Origin of the sequence: Psychrobacter sp. H7-1 (genome assembly GCF_904846585.1) — a bacterium.
GTDB lineage: Bacteria > Pseudomonadota > Gammaproteobacteria > Pseudomonadales > Moraxellaceae > Psychrobacter > Psychrobacter raelei.
The window spans coordinates 1-1,220 of record NZ_CAJHBH010000095.1 but is presented as its reverse complement, the minus strand read 5'-3'; the positions used below and the strand labels follow the sequence as shown (position 1 = coordinate 1,220).

Sequence of the window (1,220 nt, the reverse complement as noted above, 5' to 3'; positions counted from 1 at the left end):
CAGTGTCAGTCTTGTCCAGTGTTCATCTTTGAGCATAGTGCGAGGCATAGCGAACGATATCTTTTTTGTGTGAGAACTTAAAGATTAACCGTTCGCTATTTTTTTTGCCAGAAATTTATATCCAATGTTCAACACGCCCTAAAGAAGATGTATCCTGACGAGTGTCTGAAATCAGACATCCTACAGGATGCCATGTCAAAAAGTGGTAGCGCCACAAAGGCGCAAAGAGATGGCTTGTCACTATATTAAAGACCGTGGTATTAGCTTACGCCGTGCTTGCCGTATCTTTAACATCAGCGTCACTTGCTACTACCACAAGTCGGTGGCCTCTGATGAGAACCAACAGATCGCGCATTTGCTTATAGGGCTGAATAATTAGAACAAGAACTAGGGCTTTGGTTTGTGCTTTTTAAGCCTACGCAATGTCTTAAGACTGCCATACAATCATAAGCGTGTGTATCGTATCTACTGCGAGCTTGAATTAAACCTTAGGATCAAGCCTCGCCGCCGCATCAAGCGCAATAAACTCGTACCACTGGCTATACCTGAAAGGATAAACCAAAGTTGGAGCATGGACTTTATGCACGATACCCTAAACGATGGTCGTGCCTTTAGACTGTTCAATGTGATTGATGATTATAATCGTGAAGCATTAACGGTTGATGTTAGCTTCTCATTGCCCATCCAAGGGGTCATACGTAGTCCCTTGCGCTAGCATTCGTTCTATGATTGCTTATGCTAGCCGTCTATTTCCATAATCAAATGAATGGATTGTCACAAACCTTTAATGAGCAATACTCGCTTTGATGACCAAATATATCATCTTGCTCAAGAAAATAATTGCGTAAGTTATTGACTGTCATCACGAATACTGCCGTATTTAATGCGTTAAAGTCCACTATATCCATTAGGAAATAATGCCTTATGCCATCCCAGTAAATCGTTTAACAATAATGGGTATTGATAGGGATAGATAGCATTTAGCATCATGTATACTACCGTATCAATCTCATGACTAGCAGTTGGCATACCAACGCCATCTATCCTTAAATATCGGGCGACAGAAGACCGTACTCGCTCGTTATTTAATGGCTCGGAAATACCCCCATATTTAAAACACTAAATAAGTAGAACTAAGCTGCCATATTAAATTTCTGAATCGGCGTAAAGCCACCATTAGCCATATTGGGTCTTTCGTTATTATAGTGATTGATCCAAGC

The 1,220-nt window shown here is 40.9% G+C and carries 1 protein-coding gene and 1 pseudogene; one reads left to right on the top strand and one right to left on the bottom strand.

Features of this window, described 5'->3' with window-relative positions:
- Positions 1 to 138: 138 nt before the first annotated feature.
- Positions 139 to 703, top strand: a pseudogene (locus JMX92_RS13305) (IS3 family transposase); the annotation flags it as partial.
- Positions 704 to 758: 55 nt separating this feature from the next.
- Here the strand turns inward: JMX92_RS13305 and JMX92_RS13300 are convergent.
- Positions 759 to 908 (bottom strand): hypothetical protein, encoded by a 150-nt coding sequence (locus JMX92_RS13300; protein WP_201546148.1) that lies wholly within the window; start codon positions 906 to 908, stop codon positions 759 to 761.
- Between the last annotated feature and the right edge of the window lie 312 nt (positions 909 to 1,220).

Coding starts and splice junctions, on each gene's coding strand:
- JMX92_RS13300 (WP_201546148.1), bottom strand. CDS start 908: ATGGATATAGTGGACTTTAACGCATTAAATACGGCAGTATTCGTGATG.